This window comes from Bradyrhizobium cosmicum, from assembly GCF_032290525.1.
Lineage (GTDB): Bacteria > Pseudomonadota > Alphaproteobacteria > Rhizobiales > Xanthobacteraceae > Bradyrhizobium > Bradyrhizobium cosmicum_A.
In genome coordinates this window covers 35715-54198 of the sequence record NZ_JASXTA010000035.1, presented here as the reverse complement: position 1 = coordinate 54198, position 18484 = coordinate 35715, and the positions used below count along the sequence as shown (strand labels likewise).

Genomic DNA, 18484 nt, shown 5'->3' with positions numbered 1-18484 from the left:
AGCCAGCATGGTGAATCAGAAACACACTGATTTGGGAATCCCAAATCGATTCAGCCTAACCCCATCCCGCTTTAGCCGCCGCTCTCGTGCCCCGGACGCAGCGCGGCATGCAATGACGCGCTGCTGAGCCGGGGCCCACGCCTCCGCGATCTCGTTCTTGGCCTTCTGGGTCCCGGCTCTGCGGCGCACCGCTACGCGCTGCGCCGCGTCTGGGACACGAGACCTTCTCCTATTCCAAGCTCTCCACCTTCCGCAGGCTCGGAAACAGCCTCATCCAGAGCAGCGCGACCGCGACCGTGGCGACGCCGCCGAGGACGGCGGCCGGCATGGCGCCGAGCAGCGCGGCTGCGACCCCGCTCTCGAACTGGCCGAGCTGGTTCGAGGCGTTGATGAAGAGGAAGTTCACCGCGCCGACGCGGCCGCGCATCTCGTCGGGCGTGGACAATTGCACCAGCGAAAAGCGGATCACGACGCTGATCGTATCGGCGGCACCGAGGACGGCGAGCGCGAGCACCGACAGCCACATCCAGGACGACAGCGCGAACACAATCGTGGCGAGGCCGAACACGATCACGGCCTGGAACATGCGCAGGCCGACGTGTCGCGAGATGGCGTGGCGCGCCAGCACCATCGTCATCAAGAGCGCGCCGACCGCCGGCGCAGCGCGCAAGATCCCGAGTCCCATCGGGCCGGTCTGGAGGATGTCGCGGGCGTAGATCGGCAGCAGCGCGGTGACGCCGCCGAACAGCACCGCGAACAGATCGAGCGAGATGGTGCCGAGAATCGCCGGATTGCTGCGGATGAAGCGGACGCCGGCAAAGATGTTGTCCGAGCCCGTCCCCGCCTTGATGATCGCCTGCGGCCGCGGCCGGATGAATCCAGTCAGGATCATGCCAAGAATCCAGAACAGCAGCATCACGGCGTAGGCGAGATGCGGCGCGATCGCGTAAGCAAGACCGCCGAGCGCGGGACCGGTGATGGTCGCGACTTGCGCCGCGCCGCTGGACACGGCCGTCGCGCGCTGGAGCGAGCCCTGCGGCGCGATCAGCGGCAGCAGCGCCGCGGTGGTCGGGCTCTCGAAGGCGCCGGCAATGCCGAGCACGAAGGTCGCAATGAAGATCTGCACCTCGCTGACGGCACCGAGATAGGTGATGACGGCGAGATAGAGCGCGGTTGCCGCTTCCACGAGCTGGCAGAGCTGGACGACGCGCTTGCGCTCATAGCGATCGGCGGCGTGGCCGGCGACGAACACCAGCAGCGCCGTCGGCAGGAACTGCACGAGGCCGACCATGCCGAGGTCGAACGCCGAGTTGGTGAGATCGTAGATCTGCCAGCCGATCGCGACCGCCGCGATCTGGCTGGAAAAGCGCGACAGGCTGCGCGAGAGCAGGAAGAACAGGAAGGCGCGGTGGGAGAGCAGCGCGCGGGCGCTGACCGGCGGATTCACCGAAACTGGCTGCTCTGTCATCGCCTCTTGGGTCACGCTCGGACCGTCCGCCCCCTGATCTCGCCGTGCCCCGGGTGGCTGACGCGGGCCTGCTTGTCAACAGCGGGACCGCCGGCAACATTCCCGGCATTGCGTTTGCAACGCACGCACGGCCATAATCACCGGGGGCTTGGGGACATCATGCTGCGGCTGCAATCGGCACTCGGCGTTTTCGCATTGCTGCTGCTCGCCTTCGCAGTGGCGGAGAATAGGCGCGCGGTCTCGTTGCGGCAGGCTGCGATCGGCCTCGTCGCGACCTTCGTCACCGCGATCGTGCTGCTGAAGGTGCCCGTGGTCGCGCGCGCCTTCGGGGCCATCAACGATGCTGTCGGCGCGATCTCGGCGGCCTCGCACGCCGGCTCCTCCTTCGTGTTCGGCTATGTCGGCGGCGGCACCCTGCCCTTCGATGTGAAGGTGCCGGGCGCCGATTTCATCCTGGCGTTCCAGGCGCTGCCGATCGTTTTGGTCATGAGCGTGCTGACGACGCTGCTGTTCTATTGGCGGGTGCTGCCGCCGGTCGTGCGCGGCATGGCGTGGCTGCTGGAGCGGACACTCGGCGTCGGCGGCGCGGTCGGCCTCTCAACCGCCGCCAACATCTTCCTCGGCATGGTCGAGGCGCCGCTGTTCATCCGGCCGTATCTGGCGCAGATGACGCGCAGCGAACTGTTCCTGGTGATGACCGGCGGCATGGCCGGCATTGCCGGCACGGTGCTGGTGCTCTATGCGACGCTGCTTGCCCCGCTGATCCCCGATGCCGCCGCGCATTTCGTCATTGCGTCCGTGCTGGGCGCGCCGGCCGCGATCCTCGTCAGCCTGATCATGGTGCCTGAAACCAGCGACAGGCGTACAGGCGGCGCATTGGAGGATCCCGAGATGGAAATCTCCGGCCCGATGGACGCGATCGTGAAGGGCACCACCGCCGGCCTCGAGCTGCTGCTCAACATCGTCGCAATGCTCCTGGTGCTGGTGGCGCTGGTCTATCTCGTCAATGCCATCCTCGGCCTGCTGCCAAACATCGGCGGCGCTGCGATCTCGCTCCAGCGCCTGCTTGGCCTGGTGATGGCACCGGTGTGCTGGCTGATGGGGTTGCCCTGGGACCAGGCGGTGACGGCCGGCAGCCTGATGGGCACCAAGACCGTGCTCAACGAGCTGATCGCCTATGTCGACTTCTCAAAGCTCTCGCCCGATGCGCTCGATCCGCGCTCGCGCCTGATCATGCTCTATGCGATGTGCGGCTTCGCCAACTTCGCCAGCCTCGGCATCATGATCGGCGGCCTGGGCGTGATGGCGCCGGAGCGGCGCGCGGAGATCAACGCGCTCGGGCTGAAGTCGATCGTGTCGGGCACGCTGACGACGTGTCTGATGGGGGCGGTGGTGGGGGTGGTGAGTTAGGCTCTCCCCGGCCGTCATTCCGGGGCGCGCATAGCGCGAACCCGGAATCCATTTCACCGCGCGCAATGTGGCCCGATGGATTCCGGGTTCGCGCCAAGAGGCGCGCCACGGAATGACGAGGAGCTACGCCTTCAACTCCACGGTCTTGAACTCCGCCGGCAAAATCACCTCCAGCAGTTCGACGTCATCCGAATAATCCAGGATCATGTGCTTGATCTTCGGCGGCTGGGTCCAGGCGCTGCCCTCCTTCATCAGGGTCTCGCCCTGGCCGTCCATGTAGGTCTTCACCCAGCCCTTGAGGACGTAGACCATCTGGAAGTCGACGGCGTGGAAGTGCAGTTTTGACACCTCGGCCGGATCGCAGGGACTCTGAAGGCGGATCACGTGGGCTTGCGCGAGACCGTGGGTTGCTTCGGCAATGCCGAGGTCGCGATATTTCGCGTAGGCGCGCAGGCCGTCGGCCTTGAAGTCTTCCTCTCGATGATGGCTGATGGCGATGCGCTGCCTGGGACGGGCGGGCTTTTTCGCCGGCGTCCTGGTCGGCGCGGAGCGCGCTTTCGATTTCACCGCCTTGCGCGCGGGAGAGCGCGCGGCGGCCTTGGTTCCGCTCCGCTTCTTGACCGCGGCTTGCGCCGCGCTGCGCGATTTTACTTTCTTGGCCATGGGCTGCCTCCCTGTTGTTATCGGAAGAGGCTAGCACGGAATGAGATATCGTAGGGTGGGCAAAGCGACTTGTCCGCCGTAGCTCGAAGAGCGAAGGCAGAAGCGTGCCCACCATTCATGAATGCGATCGCGGAGACTTGGTGGGCACGGCGCGCGAAGTGCGCGCCTTTGCCACCCTACGAGAGCGGCGCTCTATCTCAATGCAGCCGGAACACGCCATCCACGGCACGCAGCTCGGCCGGCTTGATCAGCTTGGAGTGCGCCACGGTCACCGAGAACAGCGGGCCGTCGAGCTTCTGCTGCCAGAACGCCAGGAAGTCCTTCAGCGCCGGAAATTTCGGGAACAGATCGTAATTCTGCCAGACGTAAGTCTGAAGCAGCGAGGGATGATCCGGCATCCGGTAGAGAATCTGTGCCGTCGTCAGTCCATAACCCAGCACCTGTTTCCGGAAATCGTCGGAAACGGCACCACTCCGCAAGCCCATGCCAACCTCCTTTGCAGGAGCGCATTCAAGGGTGGCTTGCCGGTACGCTGCTCACGAGCCACCCGGTGGAGATGCGCTCACATGCGAGAAATGTGACGCAAACTGATAATCCATCTCAAGCCCAAAAGTTTAACAAGCTGTTGAAATTCAATGCGTTAGCAGCAGAGACGGCTCCGTGCTAATACGGACCCCAAGAAGCCGACCAAGATCGGTTAACGATGGTAAAGAATTCTGGCACCCGGGCCTTCTGAGTGCTTATTTTTCTGCTAGAAGCCCTTGCCCCCGCAAAAATCCTGGCTTATCTCAGCTTCACCCGCATTGGCACTCGCGGGCATCGATTGCTAACACCCTGAAATCATCAATCTGAGCAAATGCTTAGGAGGACTGCATGAACTTCCGTCCGCTTCACGACCGCGTCGTGGTCAAGCGCATTGACGCAGAAGAGAAGACCGCTGGCGGCATCATCATTCCCGACACTGCCAAGGAAAAGCCTTCGCAGGGCGAAATCGTCGCCGTCGGCCCGGGTGGCCGCGACGAGGCCGGCAAGCTGATCCCGATCGACCTGAAGGTCGGCGACCGCGTGCTGTTCGGCAAGTGGTCCGGCACTGAGGTCAAGATCGACAATGTCGATCTGCTGATCATGAAGGAAAGCGACATCATGGGCGTTCTCGACGTCCCCGCTTCCAAGAAGAAGGCGGCCTAACAGCCCCTCTCTCCCTCCCGTCAAAAACCTCAAGGAAAAATCCAGATGGCAGCCAAAGAAGTCAAATTCTCGGTTGAAGCGCGCGACAAGATGCTGCGCGGCGTCGACATCCTCGCCAACGCGGTGAAGGTCACGCTCGGCCCGAAGGGCCGCAACGTCGTGCTCGACAAGTCGTTCGGCGCTCCCCGCATCACCAAGGACGGCGTCACCGTCGCCAAGGAGATCGAGCTCGAGGACAAGTTCGAGAACATGGGCGCGCAGATGGTGCGCGAAGTCGCCTCCAAGTCCGCTGACGCGGCCGGCGACGGCACCACCACCGCCACCGTGCTGGCCCAGGCGATCGTGCGCGAAGGCGCCAAGTCGGTTGCCGCCGGCATGAACCCGATGGACCTCAAGCGCGGTATCGACCTCGCGGTCGAGGCCGTCGTCGCGGACCTCCAGAAGAACTCCAAGAAGGTCACCTCGAACGACGAGATCGCCCAGGTCGGCACCATCTCGGCCAACGGCGACGCGGAGATCGGCAAGTTCCTCGCCGACGCCATGAAGAAGGTCGGCAACGAGGGTGTCATCACCGTCGAGGAAGCCAAGTCGCTCGAGACCGAGCTCGACGTCGTCGAGGGCATGCAGTTCGACCGCGGCTACATCTCGCCCTACTTCGTCACCAACGCCGACAAGATGCGCGTTGAGATGGACGACGCCTACATCCTCATCAACGAGAAGAAGCTCTCCTCGCTGAACGAGCTGCTCCCGCTGCTCGAGGCCGTGGTGCAGACCGGCAAGCCGCTGGTCATCGTCGCCGAGGACGTCGAAGGCGAAGCCCTCGCGACCCTGGTCGTCAACCGCCTGCGCGGTGGTCTGAAGGTCGCGGCCGTCAAGGCTCCGGGCTTCGGCGATCGCCGCAAGGCCATGCTGCAGGACATCGCGATCCTGACCGGCGGCCAGGCGATCTCGGAAGATCTCGGTATCAAGCTCGAGAACGTCACGCTCAACATGCTCGGTCGCGCCAAGAAGGTGATGATCGACAAGGAGAACACCACGATCGTCAACGGCGCCGGCAAGAAAGCCGACATCGAGGCGCGCGTGGCCCAGATCAAGGCGCAGATCGAGGAGACCACCTCGGACTACGACCGTGAGAAGCTCCAGGAGCGTCTTGCCAAGCTCGCGGGCGGCGTCGCGGTGATCCGCGTCGGCGGCGCGACCGAGGTCGAGGTGAAGGAGCGCAAGGATCGCGTTGATGACGCGATGCATGCGACCCGCGCAGCTGTGGAAGAAGGCATTGTCCCGGGCGGCGGCGTCGCCCTGCTCCGTGCTTCCGAGCAGCTCAAGGGCCTGCGCACCAAGAACGACGATCAGAAGACCGGCGTCGAGATCGTCCGCAAGGCGCTGTCGGCTCCCGCTCGCCAGATCGCGATCAACGCCGGTGAAGACGGCTCGGTGATCGTCGGCAAGGTGCTGGAGAACAAGTCGTACGCCTACGGCTTCGACTCCCAGACCGGCGAATATGCCGACCTCGTCAAGAAGGGCATCATCGACCCGACCAAGGTGGTCCGTACCGCGATCCAGAACGCAGCCTCGGTTGCGGCCCTGCTGATCACCACGGAAGCCATGGTCGCCGAGCTGCCCAAGAAGGGCGGCGCCGGTCCGGCGATGCCCCCGGGCGGCGGCATGGGCGGCATGGACTTCTAAGGTCCAGCGACCTCAAGGACTACGAAACCCCGGCAGCGATGCCGGGGTTTTTGTTGAGTCCGTCATTCCGGGGCGCGCGAAGCGCGAGCTACGGTGCGCAATTGCGCACCTGAGAATCCATAACCACGATCCTCAGTTAGCTATCCCGGGATAGAGATCATCCCAGTTCGGGTTTTGCTCCTCGATCAGCCGCGTCTTCCGGTCGCGTCGCCACTTCTTGAGCTCTTTCTCGCGGGTGATGGCAGTTACGGCGTCGTCGAAGATATCGAACAGGACGAGCTTGTCGATGCCGTACTTCGTCGTGAAGCCAGGAACGGCTTTGGTCCTGTGCTCGTGCACGCGACGCACGAGGTCGTTGGTCACGCCGATATAGAGCGTGCCGTACTTCTTACGTGCAAGGATATAGACGTAGTAGGCCATCACAGCTGCCTGGGGTTATGGATTCCGGGCTCGGCGCTTCGCGCCGCCCCGGAATGACGAACTCGAATCACCACACCCTTCCCATCCGCTCGAAGCGCGGGTCGCCATCGTCGTCCAGTGACCAGAAGATCCGCGTCACCTTGCCGACGAGATTGTCCATCGGCACGAACCCCATCGCGGTCGTCACGCGGCTGTCGGTGGAGTTGTCGCGGTTGTCGCCGAGCACGAAGAGATGGCCTGGCGGCACCGTGTAGACGGGGGTGTTGTCGTAATGGCCGTTGTCGAGGCAATCGTAGGTGATGTAGGACGCGCCGTTCGGCAGCGTCTCGCGCCAGCTTTTGACCTTCGCCTCGTCGCTGTTGCAGGCGGATTCGCCGTCCGTCTCCTTCAGGGCAACGCGTGTCACCTGACGATCGTTGAGGAAGAGCTGGCCCTGCCGCATCTGGATGCGGTCGCCGGGCAGCCCGACCACCCGTTTGATGTAGTCGACCGAAATGTCCTTCGGCGTGCGAAACACGACGATGTCGCCATGCTCGGGCTCCGCTGCGAAGACGCGGCCGGAGATCAAGGAGGACGCGAAGGGAAACGAATAGGGCCCGTAGCCATAGGCTCGCTTCGAAGCAAACACGTAGTCGCCGGTCATCAGCGTCGGCAGCATCGAACCGCTGGGGATGCTGAACGGCTGGTACAGGAAGAAGCGAAACAGGAACGGCGGCGACCACAGCACCGGGATCAGCAGGATCAGGACGACGATCGCCTTCCATTCCCGCGGTTTGGCCTGCGGCCGTAGGGTTTCCTGGAGGATGGTCATGCGTCTGCCCTGATCTCGACTTTCGCCTGCGAGATTACGCAACCTGCACGGGCGTGCAATCCCTTGACTTGGTCGCGCCCCGCGTCGATCGCGTTCACGCAATCAGTTTCGTGACAAATCCCTGAAGCAGTGACGCACCCATTCGATGGTCAGCCGTGTCGCGGGATCGCGCTTGAGGTGGTTCTGCACCAGGAGCCACACGTCGCGGCGTTTCGGCAGAAGCGTCGCGCGCAGGCCGCGGTCGGCGAGCAGCGGCCCGCAGCTGTGCTCGGGCAGCACGCCGACGGCCTGATGCGACTGGATCATGGCGCGGATGATGCGGACATTGTCGGTGACGCAACGCATGTTGTTCAGGCGTTTCGACCGCAGGAACTGCTGTTCGGGAATGTTATCGAGCTCGTCCGGATAGACGCAGGCGACCGGCTCGCCGCCGGCCCGATCGGCGGGCTCGAAGAAATACAGCCTGACATCGCCGAGCTTGGAGATGGTGAAGTCGCCCTTGTCCGGCTTGCGCAGGCGGATGGCGAGGTCGGCTTGCCAGCGCGAGAATTTGACGTTGCCGCTGGAGGTCAGAAACTGAAGCGTCAGGCCGGGATGATCGCGCAGGAAGGCGCTGGCGTGCGGCGCCAGCAACTCCTCGGCGACCGCATTGGTCGAGGCGATGCGCAGGCGGCCGACCGGGCCGGGCTGGCTCTCGCCGATCCGATCGATCGCCGCGACATGCGCGGCCATCGCACCGACGTGCTCGAGCACCGCCTCGCAATGGCGGGTCGGACGGCGCAAGCCGTCCACCGCATCGAACAGCGGCACGCCGAGATCGCGCTGGATGCGCGCGAGCCTGCGGCCGACGGTGGTTTCGTCGATGCGCAGCCGCGCGCTGGCGCCGGCATAGGTGCCCTCGTCCCTCACGGCAGCGATGATGCGCAGATCGTCCCAGTTCATTGCGGGCGAGCCTAGCAGGCAGCGCCTCTCCCTGCAAATTTGCAGCCATATGCTGCAATAGTCCTGCACAATGGCAGGCCGCCGCCGCGCTAGTGTCGCGCCATCCGACGTCCCAAGAAGGCTGACCTGCATGCCCCCTCCAAAAACCCTGCTCGAATTGTCCGGCGCCGACCTCAATCCGCCTGGGCTCGCCGAGTCCTGCCTCGTGCTGATCGACATCCAGAACGAATACCGCGCTGGCCCCCTCGCCCTGCCGGACGCAGAGCCCGCGATCGCTGTCGCCGCGAAGCTGCTCACCCGCGCGAGGGCGAGCGGCGCTGCGATCTTCCACGTCGCCCACAGGGGCCGCGCCGGCGGCCTGTTCGACCGCGAGGGCGAGCGTGGCGCGATCGTGTCGAGCCTGGCGCCCCTCGCGAACGAGCCCGTGATTGAGAAAGCACTGCCGAATTCCTTCGCCGGCACCGACCTGCAAAGCAGGATCGCTGCGACCGGACGCACCAACATCGTGCTGGCGGGCTTCATGACCCATATGTGCGTCTCTTCGACGGCGCGGGCCGCGCTCGATCTCGGCCTGCGCACCACGATCGCAGCCGATGCCTGCGCCACACGCGACCTGCCCGACGGCCGCGGCGGCGCGCTCTCCGCGAGAACCATTCACGAGGTCGCGCTGGCCGAACTGTCGGACCGTTTCGCGATCATCACACAGGGTGAAGCGCTGGCCTGGCGGAGCGTGAGCGATGCTGCAACTCTATTTCTTTCCGATGGCCTGCTCGCTCGCGAGCCGCATCGCGCTGATGGAGGCCGGTATCGATGCGCACTATCACCTCGCCCATATCTGGACGAAGACGGTCGTGGACAACGGCAGCGATTTCCGCAGCGTCTCGCCGAAGGGCGCGGTGCCGGTCCTGGTGCTGGAGAACGGCGAGCGGCTGACTGAAAGCGCGGCGGTGCTGCAATACATCGCCGATCTGAAACCCGAGGCGGGCCTTGCGCCGGGGTTCGACGACCCCGACCGATACCGCCTCCAGGAATGGCTGAGCTTCACCGGCGCCGAGATCCACAAGGCGTTCCTGTTTCCGGCCTTCTGGTACAAGGACGACGGCTCGCTCGCCAAGCCGCGCGCAAGGATCACACAGACATTGTCGGTGCCATCAGCGCACCTTGCAGATCGCGAATTCCTCGTCGGAGACCGCTTCACGGTCGCGGATGCCCACCTCACCTGGGCCCTGTTGCTGCTCCGTCCCGCAGGCGTCGACATCGCGCAATGGCCGCCCTTGTCGGCCTATCTCGCGCGCATGCAGGCGCGGCCCGCCGTGCGGGCAGCGGTTGCGATCGAGATGGCGCTGCGCAAGACGGCGGCGGCGAACCCGGCGTGACAGGATGTCACGGCCGCCACATCCGAAGCGTCCACGGCGAAGGCATTGATACCGGCGCGGCATGCGCTAATCTGGGGGATATTTTTCGATTTTTCCTTGGACGGTATTCATGCGCGCTCTTTCCAGACGTCATGTACCCGGAATCTGCCTGCCCCTCCTCGCCTTCTGGCTGAGCCTTGCTCCCGCATCGGCGGACACGCGGGTCGCGCTGGTGATCGGCAACGGCGCCTATGTCAGCACGGCACAACTTCCCAATCCGTCGCACGATGCCGAGGACGTCACGGCCTCGCTCAAGCGCAGCGGCTTCGAGGTGTTTCAGGGCATCGACCTGCGCCAGGCCGACATGCAGGACCTGACCATCCGCTTCGCGCGCGCCGCGAGCCGGGCCGACGTCGCCATGTTCTACTACAGCGGCCATGCGATGCAGTACAACGGCGTCAACTATCTGATGCCGGTCGACGCCGTGCTGACTGACGAGGCGGACCTGAAGCGCTTCATACGGGTCGACGACATCGTGAACGATTTGCAGCAAGCCAAGAATTTGCGCATCCTCGTGCTGGATTCCTGCCGCGACAATCCGCTGGCGGAAATGCTGAAGCGCTCCGCCGGCTCGACGCGCGCCACCTCGATCGGACGCGGGTTGTCGAAAGTCGAGGCGCCGCGCGGCACGATCGTGTCCTTCTCGACGCAATCCGGGCAGGTTGCGGCCGATGGCGTCGGCCGCAACAGCCCCTATACGACCGCGTTCCTCAAGCACATCGAGGAGCCGCAGGAAATCGGCGAGGTCTTTCGCGACATCAGCAGCGACGTCTATGATTCAAGCGGCAAGACCCAGCTGCCGGAGCTGTCGCTGTCGATCATCGGCAAGTTCTATCTGAACGGGCCGGTGTCGGTCACGGTCGCTCCTGCGGCGCCGCAGGCCGCGCCGCGGGCCGACCCTTGCGCGGCCGCCGAGGTGCACTGGAAGGCCGCTGACGGCATCGGCACGGTGGGTGCCTATGAAGATCATCTCGCGAGGTTCCCGAACTGCATCTTCGCCACGCTCGCCAGGACGCGAGTCGAAGGGTTGAAGCAGAAGGTGGCACTGGCGCCCTCAGGCAACGCCCGGACCGGCAGCAGCAAGGATTTCGACGGCAACTGGGACGTGACGCTGAACTGCCCGCCGACCGGCAAGGCGCAGGGATTCACCCGGCCCCTTGCCGCCACCGTGACCAACGGCGTATTTCACGCCGAAGCGCAGGGCAAGGAAGGCGTCAACCACCTGGAGATCGACGGCCAGATCGCTGCCGACGGCAAGACGACCTTGAGCGCGCGCGGAACGACGGGCGTGAGTGCCTACACGCTCAACAACCTTGCGCCCGGCTCGCCTTACGCCTTCACGGTCGATGCCCAGTTCGAACGCAGCCGCGGCAGCGGCAAGCGCAACGAGGCGCGTCCCTGCAATCTGGTGTTCGTCAAGCGCTGATCGTGAGAGAGTGGTGAGGCGCGTTGCGCCTCACTCCACCCGCGCCAACACCGCGAGCTTGCGGATGCCCTTGTTGCGGTAGGCATCGAGGAACGCGTAGTAGTCCTTGAACGACACGCAGCCGTTGGAATCGCCGTTCGGCCCGAGCATGAAGGTGTGCGCGAGCAGGCCGTCGCGGCCGTAGATCGCGCTCTCGCCGCCGATCGGGGTGAGGCGCAGCGCCGGCACGCCGTGGAACAGCGCCTCGCGCGGCTTCAGCGTGTAGATGTGCGGCGGCGTCACGCCGCGCATGCGCAGGCGCGAGGAGCGCGGGTCGTCGAGATTGGAGCCGAGGCCGGAATGCGCCTCGAGCTTGGTCCCATCAGGCAGGTAAACCGTCTTGGCGCTGATGTCGTAGACCGCCGTGTCGCGCTCATACGGTGCCGAACCGCCGAGCATGGGATTCTGCTCCCTCGGCGCGATCGAGGCGGTCACGCTGGCATCGGCGGACGCATAGGCGAGAAGCCCGCCGGACGGCTCACGCTTGCCCCAGAGCTTCTCGACCATCGACTGGCGCGGCCCGGTGATCGACATGACCGCAGCCTTGGCGCGATCGGCAATCGATTTCGGCTTCGCCTCGGGCGCCGGCACGATCTCGGCCGGATCGGCCGAGGCGAGCTGCATCTGGGCATCCGGCGCGCGCTTGGTCTTGTCCGCAGCCTTGTCGGTCGTCCTGGCCGGGGCAGCCGGCTTCAAAGCTTCCGCGACCTTTGCGATCACGCTCTGCTTCGGGGCGTCCTTCGACGTTTCCCTGGCCATAGCGACCTGGGTTGCGGGCACGGCACTAGCCGCATTCGACTCCACGCCGCGCGTCGCAGCCGCAGCAAAGCGCTCGTTGAACGCCTCGCGCGAGATTGGGGCTGCGACCTGGAGCCGGTCGGGCAGCAGCGCAAAGGTCTCCTTGATGGCGTCGCCCGCTTCGCGCAGCGCGACCCTGGGGGCGCGCTTGATCACCGGCTCGTCATAGCCGATGCTGCCGACGGTCGGATAGACGCTCGCCCCAAAGACGTTGCTGTAGATGGTCCAGCCGGCGCCCATCACGGCGCAGCCGATCGCCGCGGCGCCAAGCCAATTGGTCGTGGTCATTTTCCGGGAAGATTTCCGCGAATTGTGCTTCGAGAAATTCTTGGACTTCCGTGCCGCGTTACTCTGCGCAGCGATACTCGTACTCATTCGCCTTGCGTCCAGGACGGTGTCACTCAGTCCCCCTTCGAAGTGCCGCTGGTCACGATCCGGGAACAGCATCTCGCAGGAGGTCGGAGCGTCATTAAGGCGACTTTTAGTTAAATGCGGATTAAGTTCGGGCCGATGTTAGGCAACGCGTTAACGCTGTACCATTTCGAGAAAAAAGCTCGCAGAACTACGGACTTAGGCGACATTGTTAACTATAATTCTCGGCCGGTTCGGATCGCTCAGCGAACCTCACCGGCCGCCTCTCTAGACCCACCAACCAAGTCGTTTTCGTGGTCTTCAATATCCGGAGGATAGCGGGGAAACGTTGCGCGAGGCTGGCGCGCGCATCCGACCGCCTGACTGAAAGTTGATCACGCCAGTCTGGAAAAGGCCGCAGCGAGGAAATAGCTGCGAGAGCGGCACTTTTCGGCAGCCTCTGCGTGTGATACGGTACCGTATCAACATCGCCTTGAACTGTGCCGGGCACGCAAACGGAGGCTGGCATGAGAGGGTTCGCGCGCGCAGGGTTTTTCGCTCTGGCGACGTCGTTTCTATTGATCGGATCTGCAACTGCACAACCTGCCGCCAATGCGGGCTGCACGGCATCGCCGTCGGCTGCCGGCACGCAAATTTGGCGCTGCGACAACGGCATCACGATCGTTGCCGAAAGCGGCGCCAGATTTGAACTTAAGGACGCTAACCGCGACGGACATATAGACTCCGTGGAGTTGAGCAGCAAAGCGCTGCTGGTCGAGGTGCCCAAGAAGCCCGGCGGCAATCCCTTCAAGGTGCTGACGCCGCAAGCGATCGCCGCGGTGCGCGGCACCAAATGGACCGTCGACGTCGCTGATGCCAAGACCTCCGTGTTCGTCGCCGACGGCCGTGTCGGCGTGGTCCGCAGGGCTCGTCGAGGCGGCGTCGTGCTCGGTCCGGGCGAAGGCGTCGATGTCGAAGCAACCGGTCCGCTGACCGTGAAGACATGGGGCCAGCCGCGCGTCGACGCGCTGATGGCGAGACTTGGTCAATAAGGCTTGGTCAATAAGACGGGGCCAACAAGGCCTGGACAATTTAAGACCCGCGCAGCAAGGCGCGGGCGACAAAGAAGATTGCAGTACGTCATGACGAGACGCGTTCAGATCCTGGTGGCACTCGTCCTCACCGCGCTGTGGGGCGCGGGCATCTATGCCGGCCACGCCAACGGCCATCTGCGCTTTCTCGACCGTCTCGAAGCGACGCTGACGGATTGGCGCACCCAGGTCCGCGGCGTGAAGGCTCCACCCGATCTCGTCACCATCGTCGCGATCGACGATACCGTCGTGAAGCGCGGCGGCAGCTATCCGTTGCCGCGCGCAGATCTCGCCCGAGTCGTCGATACCATCGTGCAGTTCAAGCCGAAGGTCGTCGGCATCGACCTGTTGCTGGTGGACCGCAGCGCTGCGATCGGCGACGCGACGCTCGCCAGCACGCTGGCCACCGGTCCCATGGTCCTCGCCGCCGCGGCGATCTTTCCGTCCGCCAGCGAGACCGTGGAGCCAGGGAGCCAGGGTCCCCTCGCCGTCCTGCCGCAGGCCGAGCGCTTCCTCCTGCCGTTACCCGCCTTCGCCGATCACGCCGAGGTCGGCGTCGTCAACGTCGCGACGGGACAATCGGGTTCGCCGCTCTCGGTGCCGATGCTGTTCCGGACGCGCGACAAGGTCGAGCTGTCGTTCCCGTTGCGGGTCGCGGCGCGCGCGCTCGACAAGCCGCTGACGATCGCACCGGATCATCTCATGCTCGGCGATCGCGCGGCGCCGACCGACAGCGATTTCGCGCTGCCGATCACCTATTACGGACCGCGCCGCACCATCCGCACCGTCAGCGCGCAGAGCATCTTCGACGGCACGCTCGATCGCGCCGCCATCGAGAACCGAATCGTCGTGATCGGCGCCTCGGTCGCCGGCGGCGGCGACTTCTATCCGACGCCGTTCGATTCGCTGATGCCCGGCGTCGAGGTGGTCGCGACCGCGATCACCCATCTCGTCGCCGGCGACGGCATCGTGCGCGACCGCAAGGTCCGCATCGCCGATGCACTCACGGCGATCCTGCTGCCGCTGCTGCTGATCAGCCTGCTGGCCTGGCGGCGCAGCGCGCCCGGCATCGTGGCGGCCGCCGTGGTGATGATGGCCTGGGCCGGGCTCAATCTGTTCGCGTTCACGCATGGCGTCTGGCTGAATGCGGCGACCACGCTCGTGGCCGCAGTGCCGCCGGTTGCGGCCTTTGCCGGCGTGCAATTGTGGGCCGGCGGCCGCCGCACTCAGTATTTCGCCGCCAAGAGCCGGTCGCTCGCGCAATTCCAGGCGCCCGCCGTGCAGGAATGGCTGGCGCGCGATCCGGATTTCCTGTCCAAGCCGGTCCGGCAAGACGCTGCCGTCGTCTTCATCGATCTCTCGGGCTTCACCGCACTCAGCGAAAAGATCGATCCGGACGAGCTGCAGGATCTGCTGAAGGGGTTTCACGCGCTGATCGACAAGGCCGCGGTCGATAGCAGCGGCATGATCACCGGCTTTCTCGGCGACGGCGCCATGATTCTGTTCGGCCTCCCCGGCGCGATGCCCGACGACGCGGCGCGCGCGCTGAAATGCTCGATCGACCTGCATCGCAGCGTCGAACGCTGGATTGCCTCGTTGCCGCCCGCCATCGCGGGTCAGCTTGGCTTCAAGATCGGCACGCATTTCGGCCCGATCGTCGCCTCCCGCCTCGGCGAAAGCCACCAGCACATCACGGCGACGGGCGACACCGTCAACGTCGCCAGCCGGCTGATGGAGGTCGCCGCCCAGCACGATGCGCGGCTCGCGCTGACCGATACGCTGCTGGATGCGGCCGACTTCCAGGGCGACGGCGTTCTGTCGGGCCCGCTGCTCACCCAGGTCCGCGGCCGCGCCGGCGTCGTGACCGTCTGGTTCTGGCGCGACCAGAACAGGCCGGACCAGGCTGCGGCCAAGGCCGAGATGCTCGACTGAGGCAGCTATCGCGCTTCCGGCGGCGGCGAGCGATCCAGCACGTCGCCCCTGGCACCGTCGAGCAGATCGATGCCGTAGGTCTCGACCACGAGCGGGCCGCGCTTGCGCTGCAATTGCGCAACCTGCGTCACACGCGCGAAGAGCTCGTTGAGGGCGGGATGGCCATCCGGGCGCAACTCGTCGACAAAGAGCAGCTTGCCGGCGAGCAGCTTCGGATCGGGTTCGGGCATGTTGGCCCAGCGGATACGCTGGTTCTGCTGCGCCACGCAGGTGCCGCGCGGCAGGTAGAAGGCGAGCCAGCCCGTGGTGCCGTAGTCCTGCGCTAGCACGCAGGTGGCGCCATTACGCACGCGCACGGCTTCGATCCCTGCGGCAAGCTCGCGCCAGCCGACGCCGACGCTGCGCACGGTCGCATCGCGGCGATAGCCCGACAGCCAGCCGGTGTTGGCCTGCACGATCAGGGCTGCAAACATCACGATGCCTGTTGGTGCGGCCCAGCGCAGGCAGAAATCGACCAGGCGGCGTGCGCGCGGTTTCCACTGCACGAGATTTGCGGCAGCCGCCGCCGCAACGACGAAGGGCGGATAGACCGGCGCGAACCAGTTGGCCTCGACACGGGCGTGCAGCGAATGCCAGACGAAATAGGCGACGATGGTCCAGAACATGGTCTCGATCAGCACCCGTGAGGCCAGCGCGCCGGCCCGGCGCCAGGTCAGCGCGTGCAGGCCCATGGCGCCGAGGATGAAGACGAGCGGGGTTGCGAACGCAATCTGGGTCGGGACCAGCTCGGCGATGAAGACGGGGCGGAAGTCCTCGATCTTGGCGCGGCCGAGCTGCTTTGCGAACGAGACCCATTGATGATCCGCATTCCAGAAGATCACCGGCGAGAACAGCGCGAGCGCAACGAGGCCGCCGAGATACGGCCAGGGCGAGACAAACCAGCGCCGCAGCTTCGGCACGGAAGCGAGCCAGATCAGGATCGCCAGCCCGAAGAACATCGCCGTGTATTTCGACAGCAGCGCCGCACCGACGGCTGCGCCGACCGCGAGCCACCAGGCGCCGCGGCCGGTCTCCAGCACCTTGGCGAGAAAGAACAGCACGAAGCTGGAGGCCACCAGCAGCGGCGCGTCCGGCGTGACGATCAGCGTGCCGACAGAGGCCATCATCGTCACGTTGAGCAGGATTGCGCTGCTCGCCGCCACCCGCGCGCCACCGAACAGGATCGCGGCGGAGCGGTAGATCGCGTAGCTCATCGGCAGCGCAAGCAGGATCGAGACGAGGCGAACGCCGAGCTCGGTATCGCCGGCGATCATGGTGCCGGCGCGAATGACGTAGGCGACCATCGGCGGGTGGTCGTAATAACCGCCCGCGAGGTTCTTCGACCATATCCAGTAATAGGCTTCGTCGAAGGTGATCGGCGTGAACGCGGCCGCGACGAGCCGCAGGGCCACCAGCGCGAGGATCACCAGCGCGGTATTGCGGACGATCCGCGCGTCAGCTCCGCCCATCGTGCGCTATTTCTTGCGCCAGACGAACAGTCCGGACATCGCGTAGTTCCACACCACGCCCATCAGCGCGCCGGCCATGCCGGCCAGCCACCAGATCGGCTCCTGGTCGTAGACCGAGAAGGCGACGCCGACATTGGCGAGCAGGCCGACGCTGCACACGATGTAGAACGCGATCAGGCCGCGCAACAGCGCAAAGCCCTTCAGCCGCTGGTCGCGGTAGGTGAGAAAGTTGTTGAGGACGAAATTGCTGGTCATGGCGACGATGGCGCCGGCGGCCTGCGCCTCGGCGAACGGCGCCTTGAACAGCTGAAGGCCGATGAACAGCGTGGCCAGATGCACCACGAGGCCGATGCCGCCGACCATCGCGAACAGGATGAAGCGCAGCGAGACAGCATCGTTTGTGAACTTGGCCAGCAACAGACCGAGAAAATCCAGCGCGACCATCGAATCGAGCTTGCTCTCGCCGTGCTGGCGCTGACCGAACGTGTAGGGAATTTCAACGGCTCGCAAGCCACCGTTTGCGCTCGCGACGAGGTCGAGCAGGATCTTGAAGCCGTGCACCGACAGTTTCGGCGCGAGCTGCTCGAAACGGTCGCGGCGGACCATGAAGAAGCCGCTCATGGGATCGGCGATCTCGACCCGCAGCATCTTCCTGGCGACCTCGGTCGCCAGCGCGCTGGCGCCGGCGCGCTGCTTGTTGAACCCTTCGCTCTTGTAGCCCTCGATGTAGCGGCTGCCGACGACGAGATCGGCCTCGTCGCTTGCGAGCAGCAACAGCATCTTCGGCAGCTGCGACTCGTCGTGCTGAAGGTCGGCGTCAATCACGGCCACAAAGGGCGCGCTCGAGGCCAGGATGCCCTCGATGCAAGCGCCCGACAGACCGCGGCGGCCGATGCGGCGGACACAGCGGACGCGGCTGTCGCGCTGCGCCAGCGCGCGCACGACGTCCCAGGTGCCGTCGGGCGAATTGTCGTCGACGAACACGACTTCCCAGGCGACGTTGACGAGCGTCGCCTCCAGCCGCCGGTACAGCACCGTGACATTGTCGCGCTCGTTGAAGGTCGGGACGATGACCGACAGTTCCGGCCCTTCGTGAGCCTGCGGCGGGTTGTCGGCGCCCGGTCTGATCGCTTCATTCATGACGGCAGCGTATATCCGCCGCGTCCTGCGCTGCCAAGCCGGGGATTGTGTGGGGAATGGCCCAAAGAGGCCCTAAAATGCCAACGACCCCGGAACGGCGGACCGCGCGTACATCCGGCGCAGGCCAAGCTATTCCAAGGTCGTTCCAGCGCCGGAGTTTTCGCTCAACGTCGCCGTTAAAAGCTAGATAGGAACG

The 18484-nt window shown here is 65.1% G+C and carries 16 protein-coding genes and 1 pseudogene; 8 read left to right on the top strand and 9 right to left on the bottom strand.

Annotated elements, in window-relative coordinates:
* Nucleotides 1-229: 229 nt before the first annotated feature.
* Nucleotides 230-1468 carry an MFS transporter gene (locus QSV46_RS36560; RefSeq protein WP_314963274.1) on the bottom strand — a complete coding sequence of 413 codons (1239 nt, stop codon included), beginning with the start codon at nucleotides 1466-1468 and terminating at the stop codon, nucleotides 230-232.
* Between the two features lie 159 nt (nucleotides 1469-1627).
* Here QSV46_RS36560 and QSV46_RS36555 point away from each other — a divergent pair, with 159 nt between their 5' ends.
* Nucleotides 1628-2878, top strand: a complete 1251-nt coding sequence (locus QSV46_RS36555; protein ID WP_314963271.1) for a NupC/NupG family nucleoside CNT transporter — start codon at nucleotides 1628-1630, stop codon at nucleotides 2876-2878.
* 123 nt (nucleotides 2879-3001) lie between these two features.
* Here QSV46_RS36555 and QSV46_RS36550 read toward each other — a convergent pair whose 3' ends face one another.
* Together QSV46_RS36550 and QSV46_RS36545 are read right to left on the bottom strand one after the other, a co-directional pair.
* Nucleotides 3002-3541 carry a cupin domain-containing protein gene (locus tag QSV46_RS36550; protein WP_314963268.1) on the bottom strand — a complete coding sequence of 180 codons (540 nt, stop codon included), beginning with the start codon at nucleotides 3539-3541 and terminating at the stop codon, nucleotides 3002-3004.
* A gap of 197 nt (nucleotides 3542-3738) precedes the next feature.
* Complete coding sequence (locus QSV46_RS36545; RefSeq protein WP_314963266.1) at nucleotides 3739-4026, bottom strand: usg protein; 288 nt, start codon at nucleotides 4024-4026, stop codon at nucleotides 3739-3741.
* Nucleotides 4027-4414: 388 nt separating this feature from the next.
* Here QSV46_RS36545 and QSV46_RS36540 point away from each other — a divergent pair, with 388 nt between their 5' ends.
* Together QSV46_RS36540 and groL are read left to right on the top strand one after the other, a co-directional pair.
* Nucleotides 4415-4729, top strand: a complete 315-nt coding sequence (locus QSV46_RS36540) for a co-chaperone GroES (protein WP_007611913.1) — start codon at nucleotides 4415-4417, stop codon at nucleotides 4727-4729.
* 45 nt (nucleotides 4730-4774) lie between these two features.
* Nucleotides 4775-6415, top strand: coding sequence for a chaperonin GroEL (groL, locus tag QSV46_RS36535; protein ID WP_314963261.1), 1641 nt, complete (start codon nucleotides 4775-4777; stop codon nucleotides 6413-6415).
* Nucleotides 6416-6547: 132 nt separating this feature from the next.
* Here the strand turns inward: groL and QSV46_RS36530 are convergent, their stop codons facing one another.
* The 3 genes from QSV46_RS36530 to QSV46_RS36520 form a co-directional block, all read right to left on the bottom strand.
* A complete protein-coding gene (locus QSV46_RS36530) occupies nucleotides 6548-6835 on the bottom strand; it encodes a GIY-YIG nuclease family protein (protein WP_314963258.1) in 288 nt (95 codons plus the stop codon).
* 67 nt (nucleotides 6836-6902) lie between these two features.
* On the bottom strand, nucleotides 6903-7646 hold the full coding sequence (gene lepB / locus QSV46_RS36525; protein ID WP_314963255.1) for a signal peptidase I: 744 nt from the start codon (nucleotides 7644-7646) through the stop codon (nucleotides 6903-6905).
* A gap of 102 nt (nucleotides 7647-7748) precedes the next feature.
* On the bottom strand, nucleotides 7749-8588 hold the full coding sequence (locus QSV46_RS36520) for a LysR family transcriptional regulator (RefSeq protein WP_314963252.1): 840 nt from the start codon (nucleotides 8586-8588) through the stop codon (nucleotides 7749-7751).
* 130 nt (nucleotides 8589-8718) lie between these two features.
* Here QSV46_RS36520 and QSV46_RS36515 point away from each other — a divergent pair.
* From QSV46_RS36515 to QSV46_RS36505, 3 genes and pseudogenes are all read left to right on the top strand, one after another.
* Nucleotides 8719-9306: pseudogene (locus QSV46_RS36515) on the top strand (cysteine hydrolase family protein); the annotation flags it as partial.
* A 19-nt stretch (nucleotides 9307-9325) separates the two neighbouring features.
* Complete coding sequence (locus QSV46_RS36510; RefSeq protein WP_314963249.1) at nucleotides 9326-9964, top strand: glutathione binding-like protein; 639 nt, start codon at nucleotides 9326-9328, stop codon at nucleotides 9962-9964.
* A gap of 109 nt (nucleotides 9965-10073) precedes the next feature.
* Nucleotides 10074-11429 (top strand): caspase family protein, encoded by a 1356-nt coding sequence (locus tag QSV46_RS36505; protein ID WP_314963246.1) that lies wholly within the window; start codon nucleotides 10074-10076, stop codon nucleotides 11427-11429.
* 30 nt (nucleotides 11430-11459) lie between these two features.
* On the opposite strand, the gene QSV46_RS36500 is transcribed toward QSV46_RS36505, so the two are convergent.
* Nucleotides 11460-12554 carry a DUF2778 domain-containing protein gene (locus QSV46_RS36500; protein ID WP_314963243.1) on the bottom strand — a complete coding sequence of 365 codons (1095 nt, stop codon included), beginning with the start codon at nucleotides 12552-12554 and terminating at the stop codon, nucleotides 11460-11462.
* 590 nt (nucleotides 12555-13144) lie between these two features.
* On the opposite strand from QSV46_RS36500, the gene QSV46_RS36495 reads away from it, so the two are divergent.
* Complete coding sequence (locus QSV46_RS36495) at nucleotides 13145-13669, top strand: FecR domain-containing protein (RefSeq protein ID WP_314963240.1); 525 nt, start codon at nucleotides 13145-13147, stop codon at nucleotides 13667-13669.
* 90 nt (nucleotides 13670-13759) lie between these two features.
* Nucleotides 13760-15640 carry an adenylate/guanylate cyclase domain-containing protein gene (locus QSV46_RS36490; RefSeq protein WP_314963237.1) on the top strand — a complete coding sequence of 627 codons (1881 nt, stop codon included), beginning with the start codon at nucleotides 13760-13762 and terminating at the stop codon, nucleotides 15638-15640.
* A gap of 5 nt (nucleotides 15641-15645) precedes the next feature.
* Here QSV46_RS36490 and QSV46_RS36485 read toward each other — a convergent pair whose 3' ends face one another.
* Nucleotides 15646-17148: a glycosyltransferase family 39 protein gene (locus QSV46_RS36485; RefSeq protein WP_314963235.1), complete on the bottom strand. Its 1503-nt coding sequence runs from the start codon at nucleotides 17146-17148 to the stop codon at nucleotides 15646-15648.
* 6 nt (nucleotides 17149-17154) lie between these two features.
* Nucleotides 17155-18288 carry a glycosyltransferase family 2 protein gene (locus QSV46_RS36480; RefSeq protein WP_314963232.1) on the bottom strand — a complete coding sequence of 378 codons (1134 nt, stop codon included), beginning with the start codon at nucleotides 18286-18288 and terminating at the stop codon, nucleotides 17155-17157.
* Nucleotides 18289-18484: the final 196 nt, after the last annotated feature.

Excerpts from the sequence above, each read along its gene's own strand:
- QSV46_RS36560 (WP_314963274.1), bottom strand. The coding sequence starts at position 1,468 with ATGACAGAGCAGCCAGTTTCGGTGAATCCGCCGGTCAGCGCCCGCGCG.
- QSV46_RS36555 (WP_314963271.1), top strand. The coding sequence starts at position 1,628 with ATGCTGCGGCTGCAATCGGCACTCGGCGTTTTCGCATTGCTGCTGCTC.
- QSV46_RS36550 (WP_314963268.1), bottom strand. The coding sequence starts at position 3,541 with ATGGCCAAGAAAGTAAAATCGCGCAGCGCGGCGCAAGCCGCGGTCAAG.
- QSV46_RS36545 (WP_314963266.1), bottom strand. The coding sequence starts at position 4,026 with ATGGGCTTGCGGAGTGGTGCCGTTTCCGACGATTTCCGGAAACAGGTG.
- QSV46_RS36540 (WP_007611913.1), top strand. The coding sequence starts at position 4,415 with ATGAACTTCCGTCCGCTTCACGACCGCGTCGTGGTCAAGCGCATTGAC.
- groL (WP_314963261.1), top strand. The coding sequence starts at position 4,775 with ATGGCAGCCAAAGAAGTCAAATTCTCGGTTGAAGCGCGCGACAAGATG.
- QSV46_RS36530 (WP_314963258.1), bottom strand. The coding sequence starts at position 6,835 with ATGGCCTACTACGTCTATATCCTTGCACGTAAGAAGTACGGCACGCTC.
- lepB (WP_314963255.1), bottom strand. The coding sequence starts at position 7,646 with ATGACCATCCTCCAGGAAACCCTACGGCCGCAGGCCAAACCGCGGGAA.
- QSV46_RS36520 (WP_314963252.1), bottom strand. The coding sequence starts at position 8,588 with ATGAACTGGGACGATCTGCGCATCATCGCTGCCGTGAGGGACGAGGGC.
- QSV46_RS36510 (WP_314963249.1), top strand. The coding sequence starts at position 9,326 with ATGCTGCAACTCTATTTCTTTCCGATGGCCTGCTCGCTCGCGAGCCGC.
- QSV46_RS36505 (WP_314963246.1), top strand. The coding sequence starts at position 10,074 with ATGCGCGCTCTTTCCAGACGTCATGTACCCGGAATCTGCCTGCCCCTC.
- QSV46_RS36500 (WP_314963243.1), bottom strand. The coding sequence starts at position 12,554 with ATGACCACGACCAATTGGCTTGGCGCCGCGGCGATCGGCTGCGCCGTG.
- QSV46_RS36495 (WP_314963240.1), top strand. The coding sequence starts at position 13,145 with ATGAGAGGGTTCGCGCGCGCAGGGTTTTTCGCTCTGGCGACGTCGTTT.
- QSV46_RS36490 (WP_314963237.1), top strand. The coding sequence starts at position 13,760 with ATGACGAGACGCGTTCAGATCCTGGTGGCACTCGTCCTCACCGCGCTG.
- QSV46_RS36485 (WP_314963235.1), bottom strand. The coding sequence starts at position 17,148 with ATGGGCGGAGCTGACGCGCGGATCGTCCGCAATACCGCGCTGGTGATC.
- QSV46_RS36480 (WP_314963232.1), bottom strand. The coding sequence starts at position 18,288 with ATGAATGAAGCGATCAGACCGGGCGCCGACAACCCGCCGCAGGCTCAC.